Source organism: Trinickia sp. (assembly GCF_036503415.1).
In the GTDB taxonomy this organism is placed as follows: Bacteria; Pseudomonadota; Gammaproteobacteria; order Burkholderiales; family Burkholderiaceae; genus Trinickia.
On sequence record NZ_DASXWY010000148.1, the window covers coordinates 1 to 20,784 of the forward strand.

The 20,784-nt window shown below is 64.2% G+C and carries 20 protein-coding genes; 8 read left to right on the forward strand and 12 right to left on the reverse strand.

All coding sequences use genetic code 11. The annotated features are described in order from the left end of the window. Positions 1-937 (forward strand): class I SAM-dependent methyltransferase (locus VGL01_RS18015; RefSeq protein ID WP_331571693.1); only part of this gene is annotated, 937 nt, incomplete at its 5' end. Between the two features lie 31 nt (positions 938-968). On the opposite strand, the gene VGL01_RS18020 is transcribed toward VGL01_RS18015, so the two are convergent. Continuing rightward, positions 969-1,295: a DNA-binding protein gene (locus tag VGL01_RS18020; RefSeq protein WP_173260073.1), complete on the reverse strand. Its 327-nt coding sequence runs from the start codon at positions 1,293-1,295 to the stop codon at positions 969-971. Between the two features lie 337 nt (positions 1,296-1,632). On the opposite strand from VGL01_RS18020, the gene VGL01_RS18025 reads away from it, so the two are divergent. Further along, positions 1,633-2,463, forward strand: coding sequence for an SAM-dependent methyltransferase (locus VGL01_RS18025; RefSeq protein WP_331571695.1), 831 nt, complete (start codon positions 1,633-1,635; stop codon positions 2,461-2,463). Between the two features lie 22 nt (positions 2,464-2,485). On the opposite strand, the gene VGL01_RS18030 is transcribed toward VGL01_RS18025, so the two are convergent. Then, positions 2,486-3,046 carry a DUF1415 domain-containing protein gene (locus tag VGL01_RS18030; RefSeq protein WP_414720292.1) on the reverse strand — a complete coding sequence of 187 codons (561 nt, stop codon included), beginning with the start codon at positions 3,044-3,046 and terminating at the stop codon, positions 2,486-2,488. A gap of 29 nt (positions 3,047-3,075) precedes the next feature. Then, on the reverse strand, positions 3,076-3,726 hold the full coding sequence (locus VGL01_RS18035) for a TetR/AcrR family transcriptional regulator (RefSeq protein WP_331571699.1): 651 nt from the start codon (positions 3,724-3,726) through the stop codon (positions 3,076-3,078). Between the two features lie 205 nt (positions 3,727-3,931). Between VGL01_RS18035 and VGL01_RS18040 the strand changes: the two genes are divergently transcribed. Continuing rightward, the gene (locus VGL01_RS18040; RefSeq protein ID WP_331571701.1) at positions 3,932-5,218 is read left to right on the forward strand and encodes an MFS transporter; all 1,287 of its coding nucleotides are present in this window, start codon (positions 3,932-3,934) and stop codon (positions 5,216-5,218) included. Between the two features lie 92 nt (positions 5,219-5,310). Here VGL01_RS18040 and VGL01_RS18045 read toward each other — a convergent pair whose 3' ends face one another. After that, positions 5,311-6,786 (reverse strand): MFS transporter, encoded by a 1,476-nt coding sequence (locus VGL01_RS18045; protein WP_331571703.1) that lies wholly within the window; start codon positions 6,784-6,786, stop codon positions 5,311-5,313. A gap of 184 nt (positions 6,787-6,970) precedes the next feature. Between VGL01_RS18045 and VGL01_RS18050 the strand changes: the two genes are divergently transcribed. Next, positions 6,971-8,236, forward strand: coding sequence for an Hsp70 family protein (locus VGL01_RS18050; RefSeq protein WP_331571705.1), 1,266 nt, complete (start codon positions 6,971-6,973; stop codon positions 8,234-8,236). A gap of 60 nt (positions 8,237-8,296) precedes the next feature. On the opposite strand, the gene VGL01_RS18055 is transcribed toward VGL01_RS18050, so the two are convergent. Then, complete coding sequence (locus tag VGL01_RS18055; protein ID WP_173260067.1) at positions 8,297-8,500, reverse strand: cold-shock protein; 204 nt, start codon at positions 8,498-8,500, stop codon at positions 8,297-8,299. Between the two features lie 413 nt (positions 8,501-8,913). Between VGL01_RS18055 and VGL01_RS18060 the strand changes: the two genes are divergently transcribed. Then, positions 8,914-10,503 (forward strand): APC family permease, encoded by a 1,590-nt coding sequence (locus VGL01_RS18060; protein ID WP_331571707.1) that lies wholly within the window; start codon positions 8,914-8,916, stop codon positions 10,501-10,503. Positions 10,504-10,591: 88 nt separating this feature from the next. Here the strand turns inward: VGL01_RS18060 and VGL01_RS18065 are convergent, their stop codons facing one another. From VGL01_RS18065 to hemA, 6 genes are all read right to left on the reverse strand, one after another. Next, the gene (locus VGL01_RS18065; RefSeq protein WP_331571709.1) at positions 10,592-11,383 is read right to left on the reverse strand and encodes a class III extradiol ring-cleavage dioxygenase; all 792 of its coding nucleotides are present in this window, start codon (positions 11,381-11,383) and stop codon (positions 10,592-10,594) included. Positions 11,384-11,528: 145 nt separating this feature from the next. Further along, entirely contained in the window at positions 11,529-12,131 is a 603-nt protein-coding gene (locus tag VGL01_RS18070; protein WP_331571711.1) for a UbiX family flavin prenyltransferase, read from the reverse strand. 42 nt (positions 12,132-12,173) lie between these two features. After that, positions 12,174-12,485, reverse strand: a complete 312-nt coding sequence (gene grxD, locus VGL01_RS18075) for a Grx4 family monothiol glutaredoxin (protein WP_331571713.1) — start codon at positions 12,483-12,485, stop codon at positions 12,174-12,176. Positions 12,486-12,606: 121 nt separating this feature from the next. Then, entirely contained in the window at positions 12,607-13,497 is an 891-nt protein-coding gene (gene prmC, locus VGL01_RS18080; protein WP_331571715.1) for a peptide chain release factor N(5)-glutamine methyltransferase, read from the reverse strand. 46 nt (positions 13,498-13,543) lie between these two features. Then, positions 13,544-14,626, reverse strand: a complete 1,083-nt coding sequence (prfA, locus tag VGL01_RS18085) for a peptide chain release factor 1 (protein WP_331571717.1) — start codon at positions 14,624-14,626, stop codon at positions 13,544-13,546. 88 nt (positions 14,627-14,714) lie between these two features. After that, positions 14,715-16,001, reverse strand: coding sequence for a glutamyl-tRNA reductase (hemA, locus tag VGL01_RS18090; RefSeq protein WP_331571719.1), 1,287 nt, complete (start codon positions 15,999-16,001; stop codon positions 14,715-14,717). 223 nt (positions 16,002-16,224) lie between these two features. Here hemA and VGL01_RS18095 point away from each other — a divergent pair, with 223 nt between their 5' ends. The 3 genes from VGL01_RS18095 to VGL01_RS18105 are packed head-to-tail and all read left to right on the forward strand — an operon-like array spanning position 16,225 to position 18,977. Next, positions 16,225-16,479, forward strand: a complete 255-nt coding sequence (locus VGL01_RS18095; RefSeq protein ID WP_331571721.1) for a hypothetical protein — start codon at positions 16,225-16,227, stop codon at positions 16,477-16,479. 14 nt (positions 16,480-16,493) lie between these two features. After that, complete coding sequence (locus VGL01_RS18100) at positions 16,494-18,320, forward strand: aminopeptidase P family protein (protein ID WP_331571723.1); 1,827 nt, start codon at positions 16,494-16,496, stop codon at positions 18,318-18,320. Between the two features lie 27 nt (positions 18,321-18,347). Further along, on the forward strand, positions 18,348-18,977 hold the full coding sequence (locus VGL01_RS18105; protein ID WP_331571725.1) for an HAD family phosphatase: 630 nt from the start codon (positions 18,348-18,350) through the stop codon (positions 18,975-18,977). A gap of 63 nt (positions 18,978-19,040) precedes the next feature. Here the strand turns inward: VGL01_RS18105 and ettA are convergent, their stop codons facing one another. Continuing rightward, positions 19,041-20,708 (reverse strand): energy-dependent translational throttle protein EttA, encoded by a 1,668-nt coding sequence (gene ettA / locus VGL01_RS18110; RefSeq protein ID WP_331571727.1) that lies wholly within the window; start codon positions 20,706-20,708, stop codon positions 19,041-19,043. Positions 20,709-20,784: the final 76 nt, after the last annotated feature.

The window sequence follows — 20,784 nt, forward strand, 5'->3', positions numbered from 1 at the left end:
GCAGGCCATGGCGCGGCGCATCGACCGCAAACCGCGCAAAACGGCCGACGCGCCGCTCGACGCATTCAATCTGCATCGTCAGGCGCAGGCCCAGCGCGCGCGCACGCTCGGCATGCTGCTGATTCCGCTCGGTGAGGACTATCGCATCGCGTTGCGCCGTGCGCCCGATGTGCGCGAGGCGTGCCACGAGGCATGGGGGCCGGCCGCCGGGCCGAGCGTCGTTTCGCTGCGGGAGCTGCAAGGGCTCATCGGCGCGCACGAGTGGCGCAAGAAGGGTGTCGAGATCGCGGCGCTCGACGGGGCGCGGATCCACCCGCACTATGGGGTGTTTTCACCCGTGCGCGGCGAGTACCTGGAGCTCGTTGCGCGGGCGCGGCTGCCCGCGCGCACATTGGCTTTCGATGTCGGCACCGGCACCGGTGTACTGGCGGCCATTCTGGCCAAGCGCGGGCTCGAGCGCGTCGTGGCGACGGACTGCGATGCTCGCGCGCTTGCCTGTGCGCGTGAGAATGCGGCGCGTCTGGGATACGCCGATCGCATCGAAGTGATCGAGGCCGATCTTTTCCCGCCAGGGCGGGCGCCGCTGGTGGTCTGCAATCCGCCGTGGCTGCCGGCCCGTCCAAGCTCGCCGGTCGAGCGTGCCATCTACGATCCCGACAGGCGCATGCTTCACGGTTTCCTGGCCGGGCTCGCCGCGCATCTGGAGCCGGGTGGCGAGGGATGGCTGATTCTCTCGGATTTCGCCGAGCACCTGGGGTTGCGCACGCGCGAGGCGCTGATGGCGATGATCGATGCGGCGGGGTTGGAGGTGCGCGGACGCGACGATATCAGGCCTCAGCATCCGAAGGCATCGGATGCCGGGGACCCGCTCTATCGCGCTCGCTCGGCAGAGGTGACTTCGCTCTGGCGGCTGGGTGTGCGTGCAGTGCCGCGTTGACCGACTCGCGGCGCGCCGGCGCATTCGCGGCTCAGCCCGGATACGCTTCGTCGACTTTCAGGCCTGCCAGCTTGAAGATGACGCGTAGCGTTTGCGGGCGGATATCGCGCCTGGATGCGAGCGTCGTCAAAATGAAGTCGACCACCTTCGCGTATTTGAGCAGTGTCAGCAACGTCTCGAGTCGGGTGTCTTCGGTGTCGCGCATCGATTCGGCAAGGCGAAGCATTTCGTTGGAAATATCGCGTGCCATTTCGAGCTCGAGCTGCTGTTTTTCCGACCAGCCGGTTGGCGCCGCCAGGAGCGTGGCGAGCATGGCTTGAAACTTTTGCTCTGCATCTCCGTTGGGTATCGTAGCCATCCCTGTCGTCCTTTCGTCAACTTGATCCTTCGAGGATGTGGGCACCGTGTTGCGGCCCCGCATACTCCGTTTCCCCCCGATGCAGTGTTACGTAACATGTGGCCGGTGCGCCGTTGCACGTTACGCTTGCCTCCGCCCGTCAGCTTATGCAGCGCGGCGAACCTGCGGCTTGTCGGTTGCGACGACTTCGCAGTAGGACGCGTTGGAGCACGATACGTTCCATCGGCTGGCGCCGACGAACGGGAAGCCACGCTTTTCGGTAAACTGACGCGAATCTCCTTGTTGTTCTGTAGGCTGTCGCACGTTAGGCGCGACTTCCGCACAGGTCGCCCCGACGATGTCCGCAAAAAACTACGAAATCCGTCCCGAACAGTCGGTCGAGCTGCTGAAAGAGCTCCATATCCTGACCCGCGACGGCAAGATGAATCAGGATAGCCGCCGCAAGCTGAAGCAGGTTTACCACCTTTATCAGTTCATCGAGCCGCTGCTCGAAGAGGTCCGCCGCGAAAAGGGCTCCGTCTCGCTCGTCGATCACGGTGCCGGTAAGTCCTATCTCGGTTTTATTTTGTACGACCTTTTTTTCAAGGCGTTGCCGCGCGATGACGGTTCGCACATCTACGGAATCGAGACGCGTGCCGAACTCGTCGAACGTTCGACCGAACTGGCGGCGCGGCTGGGCTTCGAGGGAATGTCGTTCCTGAACTTATCGGTGGCGGAGTCGATCGAGTCGCAGCGCCTGCCGTCGACCGTGGACGTGGTGACTGCGCTGCACGCCTGCGACACGGCCACTGACGATGCCATTCGTTTCGCGTTGGCCAAGCAGGCGCGTCATATCGTGCTCGTGCCGTGCTGCCAGGCCGAAGTCGCTGGCGTGTTACGCCGGAACAAGGGCAAATCGCTTGGCAATGCGTTGACTGAAATCTGGCGTCATCCGCTGCACACGCGCGAGTTTGGTTCTCAGGTCACGAATGTGCTGCGTTGCCTTCAGCTCGAGGCGCACGGTTATCAGGTGAGCGTGACCGAGCTCGTCGGGTGGGAGCATTCCATGAAGAACGAGTTGATCGTTGCTCAGCATAAGGCCCTGCCGGGCCGGCGGGCGGCGGAACGGCTGACCGAGGTGTTGGATACGCTCGGGCTCGACGCATTGCGCGAGCGGTTTTTCGTTTAACGCTTACCCCATCCTTCCACGGCTACTTTTTCTCTCCCATACACCGTCGCCAGCCCTCATGACCGAGGCGCTGCATCGTTTCGATGTTGCGTTCGTAAATATCGGCCGCGTCCGGAAAGGCGTCGACTGCACGCGTGACGCTCGCTTCGCGCAGCAGGTGCAGGATCGGATAAGGGGCGCGATTGGTATAGTTTTCGATGTCCTCGGGTTCGCTGCCTTCGAAGCGGTAATCGGGATGGAAGCTGGCGATTTGCAGAATGCCGTGCAGTCCGAGTTGGTCGACAAGCCGTTCGGCAAAGAAAACGCAGTCGTTGAATTCGAGGAAGCCGGCAAGCGCGTGCGGAAGAATCAACAGTGTCGTATCGACTTGCGCCGGATCCGCCTCGGCGAGCCATTTGAGTTCCGCTTCGAGTTCGGTCAACGCGCCTTCCATATCGCGCGCCTCGCTGACCACGTATCGTATCTGTCCCTTCGCATGGACGGCTTTGGCGAACGGGCACAGATTGAGCCCGATGACGGCGCGCACGAGCCAGTGCTGCGTCGCCGCGACGACGGCTTCATCGGAGAGCGGACGCCCGCCCATTTCAGGGGATACCGCGTTCGCCTCGCTGCTCATGCCTGCCCGTCCGCCGGTCGCGAACACGCGCCGGGACAAGCGGCGGCAACGAGTTGGGCGGCGAGCCGGGGCGCAGCCTGGACAGGCCCGCAGCCCGGCCCGTATGTTTGACTCGCGGCATAAATGCCTTCGATCAGCAGTGCGAGCGCGTTCGCGAGGTACGCAGGATCGTCCGCACCGGCGGCGGTCGTGAGAGCGAGGAGTCGCGCCATCAGCTCTGTCTTGTTGCGCGCCACGCACTGGCGCGCGGGATGGTTCGCGTCGGGAAATTCCGCCGATACGTTCACGAACGGGCAGCCCCGATAACCCTCGACCGATGCGCGGCCCGTCAGGTCTTCGAAATATTGAGCGATCTGACGGACCGGCTCGCCTGGATGCTTGTCGATACTGCGGTCAAAGCGCTCGAAAAAGCGTTCGCTCGCCTGTTCGAGGTAGGCGACGACGAGTTCGTCCTTCGACGAAAACTGCCGGTACAGGCTCATTTTGTTGACGCCGGCGCGCTCGACGACGGCGTCGACGCCGACCGCCCGAATGCCCTCGCGATAGAACAGCTCGCCCGCGGCGCGCAGCAGCAACTGCTGCGCCGTGGGCCCCGCTGTATGAGGGCGGGAGCGGGCGGTGGATTTCTCCGAAGCAGTGCGGGTCATGAGCGTTCCTTCCGGTGATCGTGCGTTCAGGCCTACGAATCGACACCCTTGACATGTTACCGATCGGTAACTAGCATTGCAACTCAACTTTGTGACTACTTGGTCACAAGAGCGGGCGCAGGGGCCCGGACACGCCTCGAAGAACACCTCGAATCAATGAACAGCGCGCCGCATCGCGCGGTACGTCAAGAAAAAAGGAGCGCCGATGAACTGGGCAGCGAAACGGATAGGCGGAAGGTTCCACTACGGCTGGCTCGCGGCTGCCGTCGTGTTTCTGGTGCTGCTGGCGGCAGCGGGCACGCGCGCGACGCCGAGCGTCATGATGGTGCCGCTCGAGCACGAGTTCGGCTGGAGCCGCGCGACGATCTCGCTGGCAATCTCGGTGAATATCGCGCTCTATGGCTTGACCGGGCCCTTCGCCGCGGCAGCGATGCAGCGCTTCGGCGTGCGCCCGACGGTGTTGGCCGCGCTGGCCGTGATGGCGGGCGGGGTGGCCTTTTCCTCGATGATGACCGCGCCGTGGCAAATGGTACTGAGCTGGGGCGTGATGGTGGGGGGCGCCACGGGCGTGGCCGCGCTGACGCTCGGTGCGACGGTGGTCAATCGCTGGTTCGTCGAGCGGCGCGGTTTCGTCATGGGCATCCTGACGGCCAGCTCGGCCACGGGGCAGCTCGTATTTCTGCCGATGTTGGCGTCCGTGGCGCAGCACCATGGCTGGCGGCCGGTCGTATTGATCGTCGCGGCAGCTGCCGTCATCGTCCTGCCGCTCGTTTTCTTCCTGTTGCCCGAAAGCCCGGCCGACGTCGCGTTGCGTCCCTACGGGGCGGCGCCCGACGCACCGGTCGCCGCTGCCGGTACGACGCAAAATCCACTCGCGATTGCCTTCGGTACGTTGGCCCGGGCCTCCGGCAAGCGCGACTTCTGGCTGCTGTTCTTCAGCTTTTTCGTCTGCGGCGCCAGTACTAATGGCTATATCGGCACGCATCTGATCGCCATGTGCGGCGATTACGGGATGACAGAGGTGCAAGGCGCGTCGCTGCTCGCGGCGATGGGAATTTTCGATCTCTTCGGCACGACGCTCTCGGGCTGGCTGTCCGATCGGTTCAACAGCCGTACGCTGCTCTTCTGGTACTACGGACTGCGCGGCCTGTCGCTGATCTATCTGCCGCATGCATTTGGCGTCCAATTCTTCGGCTTGCCGCTGTTCGCGATGTTCTACGGGCTCGACTGGATTGCGACCGTGCCGCCCACCGTCCGGCTCACGACCGACGTCTTCGGCAAGGAGTCGGCGCCTGTCGTATTCGGATGGATCGTTGCCGGGCATCAGCTCGGTGCAGCCTTCGCCGCGTTCGGCGCCGGTGTGCTGCGTGCCGATCTCGGAACCTACACCGTCGCGTCGACGATCTCGGGCGGGTTGTGTCTCGTCGCCGCCATCGTCGTGCTGCGAATCCATCGTCGAGGCCTGGTGCGTGACCTGAGTCCGGCCGCATGACGCATGCGGCGCCATTCCCGGCGTAGCTGGACGTCGCCGCTGCGGGGCGCTCGCAACGAGGGCGCCCCGCAGCTCTTTCTCTTCGTCATCGGTTACTCGTCGTCGGGCAGCGCCGAAAGCGGCAACGCAACGTGCTCGAGCGGTCTGCGTTCAGCATCCACGCCCCAGATCGCCGCGACGACGGCCGCGGCGATCATCAACGCAGAGCCCACCAGATAGCCGTCGTAGACGGCGCTGCGTTCGTGCGTATCGATGAGCCGCCCGAAGAACGCCGGGCCCGCGATCCCGCCAAGGCCCGTGCCGAAAGCGTAGAAGACGGCAATGGCGAGTGCGCGGATTTCAAGCGGGAACGATTCGCTGACCGTGAGGTAGGCGGAGCTTGCCGCCGCCGAGGCAAAAAAGAAGATCACCATCCAGGCGGCGGTCTGTTGCACGACGTCGAGCATCTGCCGCTCGAACAAATATCCGCTTCCGATGAGCAGCAAACCCGATAGGGCATAGGTGAACGTAATCATCGTACGGCGGCCGATGGCATCGAACGCGTGTCCCAGCACCAGTGGCCCCAGAAAATTGCCGAGCGCAAACGGCAGCAGATACCAGCCTACATGGGCGCCGGGCACATGATAGAAATCAGTGAGCACCAGCGCATAGGTAAAGAAGATGGCGTTATAGAAAAACGCCTGCGCCGTCATCAGCGTGAGGCTGACGAGCGAGCGCCGTCGATGCAGTACGAAGAGCGCCGCGAACACCTCGCGCAGCGGCGTGTGCCCGCGCCTGATGAAGCGCAGGGTACGCACCGCCTCCTGGGTCGGCCGTTTGCCTGCCCGATGAAAGCTGGCTTCTATTGCCTCGACGATTTCGCTCGCTGCTTGGGGCTGATTGTGCGTGATCAGCCAGCGCGGACTTTCCGGTACCCACATGCGCATCCAGACGATCGCGAGCGCGAGGGCCGCGCCGATGAAAAAACATAGCCGCCAGCCGAGATCGCCCGGTGCCAGCCGCGGATCGAGCAACACCAGCGAGCCGCCGGCGCCGAGTGCGGCGCCCACCCAGAAGGTGCCGTTGATGCCGAGATCGGTCCAGCCGCGCACGCGGGCCGGCGTGAATTCCTGAATCGTCGAGTTGATTGCGGCGTACTCGCCGCCGATTCCCGCGCCGGTCAGAAAGCGAAAGAGCGCGAAGCTCGCGAGATTCCAGGAAAGCGCGGTGGCGGCCGTGGCGGCCACATAGAGTCCGAGGGTGATGAAAAAGAGCTTGCGCCGTCCGAGCCGGTCCGTGAGCCAGCCGAAGCCTAGCGCGCCGAGCACGGCCCCTGCGATATAGGCGCTGCTCGCAAGGCCCACATCGGCGTTCGAAAATCTGAGAACCGGGCTTGCTTTCAATGCGCTCGCCACGGCCCCGGCAAGCGTGACTTCGAGCCCGTCGAGGAGCCACGTCACGCCGAGCGCCACCACGATGAGTGTATGAAAGCGCCCCCATGGCAGGCGATCGAGCCGGGAAGGTAAGTCCGTTTCGATGACGTCGGGGCGAGGTTCCTCTACGGTGCGATCGAGTGCGGGTTGAGCCACGCGACGATTCTCCTGATGAAAGCCGGCTGCAAGCATGCGATGGCGGGCGGAACGTAGGTCGCGCGCAATCATCGTGCCCGCGGTGGCGGCGAAGCGTCCGTTTGCCGCCGAGATTTGCGGTTGCCCGCGGGGGGCGTTCGTGTTACAAAGCCGGTCCTTCTTCGCAGCCTCGACGGGTGACGCCATGCCAGCGACGACTTACTGCGCGATAGATTTTGGCACTTCGAACTCTGCGGTTGCGCTGCCTGCGGCCGGTGCCGTGCGCCTCGCCCCGGTCGAAGGCGAACATGCGACGTTGCCGACGGCCGTTTTCTTCAATACCGATGAAAATTCGCGCGTGTATGGAAGAGCAGCGCTCGAGGCCTATATCGACGGCTTCGACGGGCGCCTCATGCGCTCGCTCAAGAGCATTCTCGGGTCTCCGCTCGCGGAGAGCACGACGGAGCTCGGTGACGGGACCGCAATCAAGTACACCGATGTCATCGCGCTTTTCATCGCGCATTTGAAGGCTTGCGCGGAGGCTTGTGCCCACGATGGCGTGACCCGCGCGGTGCTGGGCCGTCCGGTGTTTTTCGTCGACGACGACCCGCGTGCCGACCGCCTCGCGCAGCGTCAGCTCGAGGCGGCTGCCGAGGCCGCCGGCTTGCGCGAATTGCACTTCCAGTACGAGCCGATCGCGGCCGCGTTCGACTACGAAGCCCGCTTGACGAACGAGGGGCTCGTGCTCGTGGCCGACATCGGCGGCGGCACGTCGGATTTCTCGCTCGTACGCGTCGGCCCCGAACGCATGAAGCACATCGATCGCAAGGACGACGTGCTCGCGCATCACGGCGTGCATGTTGCGGGGACGGATTTCGATCGCCGGGTGAATCTCGCGACGATCATGCGCGAGCTCGGCTACAAATCGCTCGATCCCGAAGGCCGCGAAGTGCCGAACCGGGTCTACTTCGATCTTGCGACGTGGCACCTCATCAACACCGTCTATACCGGCAAGCGTAGCGGTGAAGTCCGGCTCATGCGGCATCTCTATCGCGATGTGCGGCACCATGAGCGGCTGGTCCGCGCGGTGGAACACCGGCTTGGCCATGCTCTTGCCGCGCGGGCGGAAGAGGCGAAAATCGGCGTGGCGGCGGGTGGGCAGACATCGATCGATCTGGACGATGTCGAGTCCGGGCTGTCACTCGCGTTCGACGATGCACAACTGATCGATGCAGGGTTCGAGGAGACTCGCCGCATCGTCGATGCAGCGCTCGATACCGCGCGCGCGGCCGGCCTCGCGCCGAACGATGTCGACGCGATCTATTTCACCGGCGGCTCGACGGGCCTCGCCTTCCTGACCCACGCCATTGCGAACGCCTTCCCTGAGGCCACGCCCGTTTTCGGCGACCGCCTGGCGAGCGTTGCGATGGGGCTCGGCATCCATGCGCAGCGCGTCTTCGCGCACGCCTGAATCGACAAAATGAAAAAACCCCGCATTCGCGGGGTTTTGCGTCAGTCAAGACGGTGTCGCTTACAGCGGCTTGATGTTGGCCGCTTGCTTGCCCTTGGGGCCCGTCTTCACTTCGTACTGGACCTTCTGGTTTTCCTGAAGCGTCTTGAAGCCTTCGGCACGGATTTCCGAGAAATGCGCGAAGAGATCTTCGCCGCCGCCATCGGGCGTAATGAAGCCAAAGCCTTTCGCGTCATTGAACCATTTGACGGTACCGGTTTCCATATTACTGTTTCCTAAAAATGATTGAACAAGGCCGAAGCCCGGGGTGCATGAAGATCAAGGAAGGGTAATAGGACCAACCGGAGTACCTGAAGGGCGAACCACGAAAGACCAATTCACACGCGCCACTTGAAATCCTGCCACGACGTTATACGGCGAATCCTGCGCGCGGTCAACATCGCCCTACTGTGCCAGTGGGATAGAACGGTCCGCCCCACACCGGTGCGATTCGCCTCATTTTTGATGGTTCCAGATCAAATTATGCCCTACGGTGGGGCGCAGCCGGTAAACTACCGCCGCGCGACAGGGTTGCGCCTGGTTGCGGCAAGCTCCGCCGCGAGGCCAGGCGCCCGAGCGAGCCCCACAAAGGTTCGCATACGGCCCGTCGGGCAGTTCGAAAATCCTAAGGAGAGGTTGTGAAAAGTTCTATTCAACGGAACATCGGGCCGTTTGCGCTGATGCTGACAGGGCTCGGCTCGATCATCGGTTCCGGTTGGCTCTTCGGAGCGTGGAAGGCGGCGAAGATCGCGGGCCCCGCCGCGATCTGCGCCTGGATCATCGGCGCCGTCGTCATTCTGGCCATTGCGACCACCTACGCCGAACTCGGCGCCATGTTTCCCGAGTCGGGCGGCATGGTGCGCTATGCCCGCTATTCGCACGGCGCACTCGTCGGCTTCATCAGCGCGTGGGCGAACTGGATCGCCATCGTGTCCGTCATTCCCATCGAGGCCGAGGCATCCATTCAGTACATGAGCACCTGGCCCTATGACTGGGCTCACGCGCTGTTCGTCAACGAATCATTAACGCCAATGGGCATAGCCCTGTCGGCAGTGCTGGTCATCGTCTATTTCCTGCTCAACTACTGGGGCGTGAAGGTTTTCGCGCGCGCCAACACGGCTATCACCGTCTTCAAATTCCTGATCCCGGGCCTCACGATTCTGGGCCTTTTCACCGGCTTTCATCACGAGAACCTCGGCGCACAGGGCGAGTTCGCGCCCTACGGCTGGTCGGCGGTTTTCACAGCCGTCGCGACGAGCGGGATCGTGTTCGCGTTCAACGGCTTCCAAAGCCCGGTGAACCTCGCCGGCGAGGCACGCAATCCGGCGAAAAGCGTGCCGTTCGCGGTCATCGGCTCGATTCTGCTCGCGCTCGTCATCTACGTCCTGTTGCAGATAGCGTATATCGGCGCAGTGAATCCCGCCGACGTCGCCAAGGGCTGGAGTCACTTCAATTTTGCTTCGCCGTTCGCGGAGTTGGCGATCGCGCTGAATCTGAACTGGCTCGCCATCATGCTTTACGTCGACGCGTTCGTGAGCCCGAGCGGTACCGGCACGACCTACATGGCCACGACGACCCGCATGATCTACGCAATGGAGCGCAACAATACGCTGCCGAAGATGTTCGGCAACGTGCACCCGTTCTACGGTGTGCCGCGCAACGCGATGTGGTTCAACCTGCTCGTCTCGTTCGTCTTTCTGTTGTTCTTCCGCGGCTGGAGCTCGCTCGCGGCCGTCATTTCCGTCGCAACCGTCATTTCCTATCTGACCGGGCCGGTCAGCCTGATGGCGCTGCGCCGTGCCGCCACGGATGTCGCGCGGCCGCTCCGTCTGCCGCTCATGAACATCGTCTCGCCGTTCGCATTCGTTTGCGCGTCGATGGTTCTCTACTGGGCGAAGTGGCCGCTGACGGGCGAAATCATCCTGTTGATGATCGTGGCGTTGCCTGTCTATTTCTACTACCAGGGCAAATCGGGTTGGACCGGTTGGGGGCGCGATCTCAAGGCCGCTTGGTGGCTCATCGCGTATTTGCCGACGATGGCACTGCTGTCCCTGATCGGCAGCAAGCAGTTTGGCGGCACGGGCGTGCTGCCTTACGGCTGGGACATGCTCGTCGTCGCGGTTTTCTCGCTCGGGTTCTATTACTGGGGTGTCAACACCGGGTATCGCACACACTACCTGGACGAGCGCGAGCCCGAAGAGGAAATCATGCAAGGCGTGGGCGTGTGAGCGCCGCGAGGCTTGACCGAGCTTTCGATCGATAACACGTTCGATGCGCCCGGCCCGGCCTTCCCGGGCCGGGCGGGCCGCGCTGACTTTACGGAGTCGGCGTGTCGAACACGTAGTTCGTCATCGCGAGCGCGCGTTGATAGGTGCCCAACGAGTCGATCTCGAGCGAGTAATCGTCGGGCGCCGCACCGAGCGCCGCGTAAACCGGCAGCAAATGCTCGTCGCTCGGATGCATCAGCGCCGCGTACGGTGCCTGCCGCCGGTAGTCGAGCAGCGCATCGATATCGTGCGAGGCAAGCCTCGCCTCGAACCAATCGGTGAACTCCGCCACGCGCGGATCGACATCATCCGGCCCGGCGTGGAAATCCGCTGCCCGCAGGTTGTGAGTGATCTGGCCCGAGCCCACGATCATCACACCGCCGTCCGCAAGCGGACGCAACGCACGTCCCATCTGAAAGTGATGCATCGGGTCGCGGTGCGGCTGGATCGACAGTTGTGCGACCGGCACATCGGCTTGCGGAAACATCAATAGCATCGGCACCCACGCGCCGTGATCGAGCCCGTGCTCGGTGGTCGCGGCATCGATGCCTTGCGCCTCGAGCAACGCGACGGCCTCGCGCGCAACGTCGGGCGCACCCGGCGCCGGGTAGTCGATCTCATAGAGCGCACGCGGAAACCCGTGAAAATCGTGGATCGTCGCCGGCGAGGCTGCCGTACTGGCCAGAGGCTTGGCCGTACCCCAGTGCGCCGAGAGCATCAGAATCGCACGCGGGCGCGGCAGTCGGGCCGCCAGCGTGCCGAATGCCGCCGAGGGTAGGGTGGGATCGATCGGCAGCGTGGGCGCACCGTGGGACAAGTAAAGCGAGGGTAGACGGGACATGATCGGAGCGCCGCGCAATGCGGCAAAAGAGGATTTGCCTCGACTATAGGCGCACCCGTCGCCGCGATAAATCCGTCTTCATGAAACGCATCGTATCGCGCTGGTTGGCAATGGACGCCGATACGTGCCCAACGCGGACCGACGACTAGTCGGTCGATTCGCCGCGCAACCCGGGCCACGCCGCCGCGAGTGGGTGGCCCAAGCCGAACAGGTCGAGCACGCGTGCTACGGTGTCGTCGACGATCTCATCGATCGAAGCGGGCCGATTGTAGAACGCGGGCAGCGGCGGAAAGACGATCCCGCCCATTTCGGTGACGGCCGTCATATTGCGCAGATGCGCGAGGTTCAGCGGCGTTTCCCGCACGAGCAGCACGAGCCGGCGCCGTTCCTTGAGCGTGACGTCCGCGGCGCGTGTAATGAGGTTATCGCCGAAGCCATGGGCAATGCTCGCGAGCGTCTTCATCGAGCAGGGTGCGACGATCATGCCATCGGTCGCGAACGATCCCGACGCGATGCTGGCGCCGACATCGCGCACGGAATGCACGATATCGGCGAGCGGATGGACGTCGTCTTTGGTCAACTGCAGCTCGTGCTGCAGATTGAGCCAGCCGGCACTCGAAATGAGCAAATGCGACTCGATCCCGCCTAGGCGGCGCAGCGTTTCGAGCAGCCGCACGCCGTAGATCGAACCGGTCGCTCCGGTGATGGCGACAATGAGCCGGCGCGGCGGCGCGCTGGGCGATGGCATGGCACGCAGTCGATCAGGCGGCGCGAAGCAGCGCGCGCGGCGTCAAGCGGCCGTGAAGAGCTGTTGAAGTTCGCCCGATTCGTACATCTCCATCATGATGTCCGAGCCGCCGACGAATTCGCCCTTCACATAAAGCTGCGGAATGGTGGGCCAGTTCGAATATTCCTTGATGCCCTGGCGAATTTCATCGTCTTCGAGAACGTTGACCGTCTTGAACTCGCCGACGCCGCATGCCTTCAGAATCTGCACGGCGCGCCCGGAAAAGCCGCACATCGGGAATTGCGCATTGCCCTTCATGAAGAGCACGACCGGGTTTTCGTCGACGATTTGCTTGATGCGTTGTTGCGTGTCCATGACTGACCTTGAATCCGTGACAGGCACGGAATGTGGGAGAGATAGAGCGAAATGATAACGGATTTCGCACTCGGCGGCCGGGGCCGCCTCGCGCCGTAGGGTCGCGACGCTGCAGCGGGGGTTACGCCGGCGCGGTGCCGCCACTCGCGCGCTCGATGCCGGCTAGATCGGCCAGCGAGCGGACGTCCTCGAAACCATGCTTCACAAAGAGTGCACGCACCGCTTCGGCTTGATCGTAGCCGTGCTCGACCCAAACCTGGCCGCCTCGTGCGACGAATCGGCGCGCCCCGTCCACGATGGTCCGGATCGCTGCGAGTCCGTCGGCTTCGTCAGTCAACGCGCCGCGCGGCTCGAAGCGCAAATCGCCCTGCGCGAGATGCGGATCGCCAGCGGCGATGTAGGGTGGGTTGCCGACAATGACATCGAATGCGAGCGCCGGGTCGAGCGCGGCATACCAATCGCTCTTGACGAGTGTCGGCGCACCGCCCGGGCGGCGAGCGTCGAGCAGCTTCGCAGCGTTGCGCGCGGCGACGGCGAGCGCCGCGGCCGAGCGATCGAGCGCCCAGATGCGAGCGTCGGGCCGCGTCGCGGCGATGGCCACGGCGATCGCGCCGCTGCCTGTACCGAGGTCCAGCACACGCGGCAGGGCAATGCCGACGATAGCCGCGAGCGCCGTTTCAACGAGCAGCTCGGTTTCGGGGCGCGGGATCAATACGTCCGGCGTGATCTCGAACTGAAGGCCGAAAAACTCGCGGCTGCCCGTCAGTTGTGCGACCGGCTCGCCATTCATGCGGCGCGCTTCGAGCGCGCGATAGCGGTGAAGCGCCTCATTGTCGAGCTGCTCGTCGCCGCGCGTGATGAGCTCCGTGCGCCGCCAGCCGAGCGCGTGAGCGAGCAGAATGCGCGCTTCGAGCGCGGGCAAGCGCGTCGCGCGCAGCAGCGCGGCGGGGGTGGCCGGTAGGGGCGGCTCGGCTGCGCGATCGGGCGCCGGGGCGGGGCTTCGGGTCGTCATTGTGGCGGATCGGTCGTACCGTGCGGCAAAAAGGGCGCGGGCGTGCTCAGTCCGCATCGCCGAGCGAGGCGAGCAGCTCGGCCTGATGTTCGCTCACGAGCGCGGCGATCAGATCGTCCAGATCGCCATCCATGATGGCTTCGAGCTTGTAGAGCGTCAGATTGATGCGGTGATCGGTGAGCCGCCCTTGCGGGAAGTTGTAGGTCCGGATGCGTTCCGAGCGGTCTCCCGAACCGATCAGGCTCTTGCGCGTGGCGGCTTCTTTCGCGTGTTGCTCGTGGTACTGCTTGTCTTTGATGCGTGCTGCGAGGACCTTGAGCGCGCGGTCCTTGTTCTTGTGCTGCGACCGATCGTCCTGGCATTCGACGACGATGCCCGTCGGCAAGTGCGTGATGCGCACGGCCGAATCGGTCTTGTTGATGTGCTGACCGCCCGCACCCGACGCCCGGAACGTATCGATGCGCAAATCGGCCGGATTGATCTCGACTTCGCCGATCTCGTCCGCCTCCGGCATGACCGCGACCGTACACGCCGAAGTATGGATGCGGCCCTGCGTTTCCGTGGCCGGCACCCGCTGCACGCGATGACCGCCCGACTCGAACTTGAGCCGCGAGTAGGCACCCTGACCCGCAACCCGGACGATCACTTCCTTGTATCCGCCGAGATCCGAGACGCTTTCCGAAATCATTTCGATCTGCCAACGCTGGCGCTCGGCGTAGCGCAGGTACATGCGCAGCAGGTCGCCGGCGAACAACGCGGATTCGTCGCCGCCCGTCCCGGCGCGGATTTCGAGGAATATGTTGCGCTCGTCGTTCGGATCTCTCGGCAGCAGCATCGTGCGCAGCTCCGATTCGAGGCGACCCATGCGTTCGCGCGCGGCGCGCGCTTCTTCTTCGGCGAACTCACGCATCGACGCGTCGGCCAGCAGCTCCTGCGCCGTTGCGGCGTCGGTGCGCGCCTGGCGCCATTGGCCGTAATGCTCGACGACTGGCCCGATCTCCGCATGTTCGCGCGTGAGCTTGCGATATTGGTCCAGATTGGCCGTCACGTCGCCACGGCTCAGCAAATCGTTGAGTTCGGCCAGCCGGGTGGTCAACTGGTCGAGCTTCTGTTGCATGCTCGTTTTCATGGTCTGGAGCGGGGCTCCTGAAAGGAAGAGGAATCGGGGACAGTGCTCGGGTGGGGGTGCCCGCGCCGGCGCGGCGTTTGCCGCGACGCTAACGATCGGAGGGCTTCGCGTGCCGGTATACGCCGCCGAGCAATTCGACGAGCGCGGCCCGGTCTTCGCTGCTCGCGCGGTTGAGCGCGTGCGTCGGGCCGTGGATCAGCTTGTTGGTGAGCGATTGCGACAAGGCTTCGAGCACTGCTGCCGGGTCGTCACCGCGCGCAAGCATCTTTTGCGCGCGCTCGAGTTCGGCGCGCCGCAGCACGTCGGCCTGCATGTGCATGTGGCGGATCACCGGCACGGCGCTGCGTGCGTCGAGCCACTGCATGAAGTGCTGTACGCGCGTCTCGATGATCGCTTCCGCCTGGGCCACCGCCGCTTGTCTGGAAGCGTTGCCTTCGCGAACGATCGCGCCGAGATCGTCGACGGTATAGAGGAAAACGTCTTGGAGTTCGGCCACTTCGGGTTCGATGTCGCGCGGCACCGCGAGATCGACCATGAAGATCGGCCGGCGCCGCCGCGCCTTGACAGCCCGTTCCACGGCGCCGAGTCCGATGATCGGCAGCGTCGATGCCGTGCACGAAACGATGATGTCGAACTCGTGCATGCGCGTGGGCAGCTCGGCGAGTGCCATCGAACGTCCGCGAAAGCGCTCGGCCAGCTTCGCGCCGCGCTCCACGGTACGGTTCGCGATGACCAACTCGCGCGGCTCCTGTGCGGCGAAGTGCGCGGCGCAGAGTTCGATCATCTCTCCCGCGCCGATGAAAAGCACGCGCTGGTTCGAGATTTTGTCGAAGATGCGCTGGGCGAGGCGGACCGCCGCGGCGGCCATCGAGACCGACTGGGCCCCCACGGCCGTCGTGCCGCGCACTTCCTTCGCGACCGAGAACGTGCGCTGGAAAAGCTGATTGAGGTAGGTGCCGAGCGCCCCCGCCTCGGAAGCGGCACGCACGGCGTGCTTCATTTGTCCGAGGATTTGCGTTTCGCCGAGCACCATCGAATCGAGCCCCGAGGCAACGCGAAAAGCGTGGCGCACGGCTTCCGACTGTGGCAGCGCATAGACGTGCGGAGCGAGATCGGCTGCGTCCATGCCGTGATAGTGCGCAAGCCATTCGATGGCGGCTTCGCGCGGCGCGCGGTCGTCAGTCGCGCAATAGAGCTCGGTCCGGTTGCAAGTCGACAGGATCGCCGCCTCGGGAGCCCCAAGTGCCGGCCGCCCCAGCCACAGCGATCTGAGCGCGGCGAGCGCCGGCTTGATCTCTTCGAGCGGAAACGCCACACGTTCGCGCAGTGCGACGGGCGCCGTGTGGTGATTGATTCCGATCGTTAGCAGTTGCATATGCGGGGCGCATTGCCGCCAGGTTGACAGGGCGGCGCTAGGATTTCAGCCGGGTATTATAACGGTTCCATGCTTTGGGCACGTCCGCGTCAATCCCGGGTGCGGGCCCCGGAGCGTCCCTTTTCCAACCCTCTCCGTCATCGAAAAAGACCGCCATGCGATCGACAGGTTCATTCCATTTCCGCGTGTTTCGACCGGTACGGTCGACGGCGGGGCGCGGCTGATGGGGTGGCCCGGACTCGTCGTGCTCGGCATCGTGGTCGGGCTGGCCGGCTGGCGCTTGCACCCGCTTTATCGCGCGAGCCGCGTGCGCTGGTTCATTGCCGTTGGCGTCGGCATCGTGGCCGCCGCGGCAGCGAAGATGGCCGGCAACGTGTCCGGGCTTTTCTACGATGGCGGGGTGTTCGAGTGGCCGGTCTGCACGGCCGTCGCGTTCATCGCCGTGGCGGTGACCGTCGGTCTGGCGACTCGACGATAAATGAGGCCTGATTCATGAACGACCGACCTACCGAGACCGCCGGCCCCGCCCTGGACATTGCCGCACGCATCGCGCGCTTGCGCGATGCCATGGCGCGCGAGCGGCTGGACGCCTACGTCGTGCCGTCCTCCGATCCGCATCTGTCCGAATATCTGCCCGCACGCTGGCAAGCCCGGCAGTGGCTCTCGGGTTTCACGGGCTCCGCTGGCACGCTCGTCGTCACAGCGGACTTCGCGGGCGTGTGGACCGATAGCCGCTATTGGGTGCAAGCCGCCGCCGAACTCGAGGGCAGCGGGGTCGAGCTCATGAAGATGACGGCGGGGCAGCAATCGCAGCCGCATGTCGATTGGCTCGCGCAGCGGCTGGCCTCCGGGTCGAACGTGGGTGTCGACGGTGCCGTGCTGGCGCTCGCAGCCGCACGTGCATTGGCCGATGCGCTGAGCGCGCGTGGCATCGGGCTGCGGACCGACCTCGATCTGTTGGACGCGGTGTGGGCAGACCGTCCGGAACTGCCCTCAGCGCCCGTTTACGAGCATCGAGCGCCGTACGCGTGCGTCGCGCGGGTTGAAAAGCTCGAAGCCGTGCGGCGGGCGATGCGCGAACAGGGCGCGCAGTGGCATTTCGTCTCGACGCTCGACGATCTCGCCTGGCTCACGAATCTGCGCGGTGCCGATGTCAATTTCAATCCCGTGTTCGTCGGCCATGCGCTAATCGGGCTCGAGTCGGCCACGCTGTTCGTCGGCGCAGGCAAGGTGCCGCCCGATGTCGCCGCCAGCCTCGCGCGCGACGGCGTGGCGATCGAACCGTACGAGCGGGCGTCTGCCGCGCTTGCGGCACTGCCGGCCGGCGCGACATTGCTCGTCGATCCGCGGCGCATCACCTACGGCTTGCGCGAGGCGGTCCCGCAGTCGGTCGACGTGGCCGAGGCGGTCAACCCGTCCACGTTCGCGAAGTCGCGCAAGACTGCCGCCGAGGCCGAGCACGTGCGCGCGACGATGGAACAGGACGGCGCCGCGCTGGCCGAGTTCTTCGCCTGGTTCGAAAGCGCGCTTGGGCGGCAAACGCTGACCGAGCTCATCGTCGACGAACGGCTCACCGCCGCGCGAGCGCGCAGGCCCGGCTACATTTGCCAGAGCTTTGCCACCATTGCCGGTTTCAACGCGAACGGCGCGATGCCGCACTATCGTGCGACCGAGGCATCGCATGCGCACATCGCGGGCGATGGATTGCTGCTGATCGACTCGGGAGGACAGTATCTGGGCGGCACGACCGACATTACGCGGGTGATGCCGATCGGCTCGATCACCGACCCGCAACGACGCGACTTCACGCTGGTGCTCAAGGGCATGATCGCGCTCTCGCGCGCCCGTTTTCCTCGCGGTATCCGTTCGCCCATGCTCGATGCCATCGCGCGTGCGCCGATCTGGGAGGCGGGTGTCGACTACGGGCATGGCACAGGGCATGGCGTCGGCTATTTCCTCAACGTGCATGAAGGTCCGCAGGTGATCTCGCACTATGCGCCGGCGGAGCCTTACACGGCGATGCAGGAGGGGATGATCACGTCCGTCGAGCCCGGAATCTATCGACCGGGGCAGTGGGGCGTGCGAATCGAGAATCTCGTTCTGAGCCGAGCGGCGGGGGAGACGGAGTTCGGCGCGTTCCTCGACTTCGAGACGCTGACTCTGTGCCCGATCGATACACGCGCCATAGCGCTGGCGCTGTTGCGCGACGACGAGCGCGCATGGCTCAACGGCTATCACGAAACAGTGCGTGAACGCATTTCACCGCATGTGACGGGTGAGGCCCGAGCCTGGCTCGAGGCCCGCACGCGAGCGATCTGATCTTTGCAGGACGAGGGAGAGCGTTGCATGGCAGCGAAGGTGGTGGTCTTCGATTTCGGCGGGGTGCTCATCGACTGGAACCCCGAGTATTTGTACCGTCAGTTGATTCCCGATGAAGGGGAGCGCCACCGCTTCCTGACAGAGGTGTGCTCGATGGACTGGGTCGTGCAGCAAGATGGCGGTCAGTTGATCGAGACGGGGACCGCGGAGCTCGTCGCGCGTTTTCCGCAGCACGAATCGTTGATTCGTGCGTTCTATGCGCGCTGGCACGAGATGATCGGCGGGGTCATCGCCGAAGGCGCCGCGCTCGTCGAAAAGCTCGAGGCAGCGGGGGTACCGCTTTTTGGGCTCACGAATTGGTCGGCCGAGACGTTTCCGTATGCCTGGGATCGTTTCGACGTGCTGCGGCGCTTTCGCGACATCGTCGTATCGGGCCGCGTAAAGCTCGTGAAGCCCGATCCGGCGATTTATGCAGAGATGTTTTCCCGCATCGAGCGGCATGTGCCCGGCGTGGCGGCCCATGAGCTCGTCTTCATCGACGACAACATCAAGAACGCGCACGCCGCGGCAGCGCTCGGATGGCACGGCGTGCACCACACGAGCGCGGCCGCCACCGAGGCACGGCTGCGGGAGCTGGGCCTCGCGCTGGGCACCTGAATGAGCGCGCCCGGTTGACCGGGCGCTTGCCGCTTCCCGCGCGCGTATCAGCGCATCAGCGCATCAGCGCGTGATCGGCTTATAGCGGATGCGTTTGGGCTTGGCCGCTTCTTCGCCCAGGCGCTTGCGCTTGTCCGCTTCGTACTCCTGATAGTTGCCGTCGAAGAACACCACCTGCGAGTCGCCCTCGAACGCGAGGATGTGAGTGGCGATGCGATCCAGGAACCAGCGGTCATGCGAGATCACCATGACCGAGCCCGCGAATTCGAGCAGTGCATCTTCGAGCGCTCGCAGCGTCTCGACGTCGAGGTCGTTCGACGGTTCGTCGAGCAGCAGCATGTTGCCGCCGGCGATGAGCGTTTTTGCCAGATGCAGGCGCCCGCGCTCGCCGCCGGAGAGATTGCCGACGTTCTTTTGCTGATCGGCGCCCTTGAAGTTGAAACGGCCGATGTAGGCGCGCGAGGGCGTTTCGTATCTGCCGACCGTCAGGACATCGGCGCCGCCGGAGATTTCCTCGAAGACCGTCTTCGAGCCGTCGAGCGCGTCGCGGCTCTGATCGACATAGGCGAGCTTGACCGTCGGCCCGATATCGATGGTGCCCGAATCGGGCGTTTCGCGGCCCGTCAGCATGCGAAAGAGCGTGGACTTGCCGGCGCCGTTCGGGCCGATGATGCCAACGATCGCGCCGGGCGGCACCTTGAAGCTCAGATTGTCGATGAGCAGCCGGTCGCCATAGGCCTTGGTGACGTTCTTGAATTCGACCACTTCGTTGCCCAGCCGGTCGCCGACGGGAATGAAGATTTCCTGCGTCTCGTTGCGCTTTTGGTAGTCCTGGCTGCTCAATTCCTCGAAGCGGGCAATACGCGCCTTCGACTTTGCCTGACGGCCCTTCGGGTTCTGGCGCACCCACTCGAGCTCTTTCTTGATCGCCTTTTGGCGCGCCGATTCAGCCGTTTCCTCCTGTTTCAGGCGCGTTTCCTTCTGATCGAGCCAACTGCTGTAGTTGCCCTTCCACGGAATGCCGTAGCCACGGTCGAGCTCGAGAATCCACTCGGCGGCGTTATCGAGGAAGTAGCGATCGTGGGTGACGGCTACGACCGTACCCGGGAAGCGCGTGAGGAACTGTTCCAGCCATTCGACGGATTCGGCATCGAGGTGGTTGGTAGGCTCGTCGAGCAGCAGCATGTCGGGCTTTTCGAGGAGCAGCTTGCACAGTGCCACGCGGCGCTTTTCACCGCCCGACAGATTCGCGATTTTCGCGTCCCACGCCGGCAGGCGCAGCGCGTCCGCGGCGACTTCGAGTTGCTGCTCGGGGCTGCCGCCGTCGCTCGCGGCGAGGATCGCTTCATACTTCGCCTGCTCGGCAGCGAGTGCGTCGAAGTCGGCATCGGGTTCGGCGTAGGCCGCATAGATTTCGTCGAGCTTCTTTTGCGCGCTGAAGACATCGCCGAGGCCTTCTTCGACGGCCTCGCGCACGGTTTTTTCCGGATCGAGCTGCGGCTCTTGCGGCAGGTAGCCGATGTTCAAATTCGGCATCGGGGTCGCTTCGCCTTCGATGTCCCGGTCGACGCCGGCCATGATGCGAATGAGCGTCGATTTGCCCGAGCCGTTCAGGCCGAGCACACCGATTTTCGCGCCGGGGAAGAACGAGAGCGAGATGTCCTTCAGGATTTGACGCTTGGGCGGCACGATTTTGCCGACCCGGTTCATGGTGTAGACGTATTGGGCCATGTGCGGGGAAACGGAAATTGAGAGAAAACGCTAGTCTTACACGTTACCGGGTGGGCGCGCAAAGAAGCGTGCGTTT

What these genes read in the sequence shown, in the direction of transcription:
- VGL01_RS18020 (WP_173260073.1), bottom strand. Translation starts at nt 1,295, where the DNA reads ATGGCTACGATACCCAACGGAGATGCAGAGCAAAAGTTTCAAGCCATG.
- VGL01_RS18025 (WP_331571695.1), top strand. Translation starts at nt 1,633, where the DNA reads ATGTCCGCAAAAAACTACGAAATCCGTCCCGAACAGTCGGTCGAGCTG.
- VGL01_RS18030 (WP_414720292.1), bottom strand. Translation starts at nt 3,046, where the DNA reads ATGGGCGGGCGTCCGCTCTCCGATGAAGCCGTCGTCGCGGCGACGCAG.
- VGL01_RS18035 (WP_331571699.1), bottom strand. Translation starts at nt 3,726, where the DNA reads ATGACCCGCACTGCTTCGGAGAAATCCACCGCCCGCTCCCGCCCTCAT.
- VGL01_RS18040 (WP_331571701.1), top strand. Translation starts at nt 3,932, where the DNA reads ATGAACTGGGCAGCGAAACGGATAGGCGGAAGGTTCCACTACGGCTGG.
- VGL01_RS18050 (WP_331571705.1), top strand. Translation starts at nt 6,971, where the DNA reads ATGCCAGCGACGACTTACTGCGCGATAGATTTTGGCACTTCGAACTCT.
- VGL01_RS18055 (WP_173260067.1), bottom strand. Translation starts at nt 8,500, where the DNA reads ATGGAAACCGGTACCGTCAAATGGTTCAATGACGCGAAAGGCTTTGGC.
- VGL01_RS18065 (WP_331571709.1), bottom strand. Translation starts at nt 11,383, where the DNA reads ATGTCCCGTCTACCCTCGCTTTACTTGTCCCACGGTGCGCCCACGCTG.
- VGL01_RS18070 (WP_331571711.1), bottom strand. Translation starts at nt 12,131, where the DNA reads ATGCCATCGCCCAGCGCGCCGCCGCGCCGGCTCATTGTCGCCATCACC.
- grxD (WP_331571713.1), bottom strand. Translation starts at nt 12,485, where the DNA reads ATGGACACGCAACAACGCATCAAGCAAATCGTCGACGAAAACCCGGTC.
- prmC (WP_331571715.1), bottom strand. Translation starts at nt 13,497, where the DNA reads ATGACGACCCGAAGCCCCGCCCCGGCGCCCGATCGCGCAGCCGAGCCG.
- prfA (WP_331571717.1), bottom strand. Translation starts at nt 14,626, where the DNA reads ATGAAAACGAGCATGCAACAGAAGCTCGACCAGTTGACCACCCGGCTG.
- hemA (WP_331571719.1), bottom strand. Translation starts at nt 16,001, where the DNA reads ATGCAACTGCTAACGATCGGAATCAATCACCACACGGCGCCCGTCGCA.
- VGL01_RS18095 (WP_331571721.1), top strand. Translation starts at nt 16,225, where the DNA reads ATGGGGTGGCCCGGACTCGTCGTGCTCGGCATCGTGGTCGGGCTGGCC.
- VGL01_RS18100 (WP_331571723.1), top strand. Translation starts at nt 16,494, where the DNA reads ATGAACGACCGACCTACCGAGACCGCCGGCCCCGCCCTGGACATTGCC.
- VGL01_RS18105 (WP_331571725.1), top strand. Translation starts at nt 18,348, where the DNA reads ATGGCAGCGAAGGTGGTGGTCTTCGATTTCGGCGGGGTGCTCATCGAC.
- ettA (WP_331571727.1), bottom strand. Translation starts at nt 20,708, where the DNA reads ATGGCCCAATACGTCTACACCATGAACCGGGTCGGCAAAATCGTGCCG.